The sequence below is a fragment of the Parendozoicomonas verongulae genome (assembly GCF_009711465.1).
Lineage (GTDB): Bacteria > Pseudomonadota > Gammaproteobacteria > Pseudomonadales > Endozoicomonadaceae > Sansalvadorimonas > Sansalvadorimonas verongulae.
In genome coordinates, this window is sequence record NZ_SMME01000304.1 from 1 (window position 1) to 522 (window position 522).

Consider the following 522-nt stretch of genomic DNA (forward strand, 5'->3'; position numbering starts at 1 on the left):
GTTGAAACGGGTGCCACAACATGGATCAGGGATCCATCTAACATGTGCAGCATTTCCAGTAAAAATGAAGCTTCTGGCATTTTATGCACTCCTCCTTCTTCACCTCCCCTTCTGGATACTCTATTCCCAGAGTTGGCGGGTCTGGAGCAGAATGACGCCCTACTTCCGGAGTTATCGAATTTGGAGCAGGATGATGTATTTCCGAGTGTTCTTTGTGCCAGTGCCGGAGAATGTGCACTCAATACAGATGGAACCCTTACTGAAGTGAGCCCGATTCAGTCTGACAGTGATCAGCAGCCTACGAACATCTCCGGGATGCACACACTAAGAGCCCGCACAGGGAACAGGCGCTACGCCTGTGATCAGGACAGATGCAACCGGGCCTTCACCCAACCCGGCGCTCTCACCAGACACAAGCGCATCCATACAGGAGACAGGCGCTACGCCTGTGATCAGGACGGATGCAACAAAGCATTTAGCACATCCAGCGACCTCATCAGACACAAGCGCATCCATACAGGG

At 52.5% G+C, this 522-nt stretch carries 1 protein-coding gene; it reads right to left on the bottom strand.

Features of this window, described 5'->3' with window-relative positions:
• Positions 1–324: 324 nt before the first annotated feature.
• The coding region (locus E1189_RS24400; protein WP_230459853.1) for a hypothetical protein at positions 325–522 on the bottom strand (198 nt) is incomplete at its 5' end.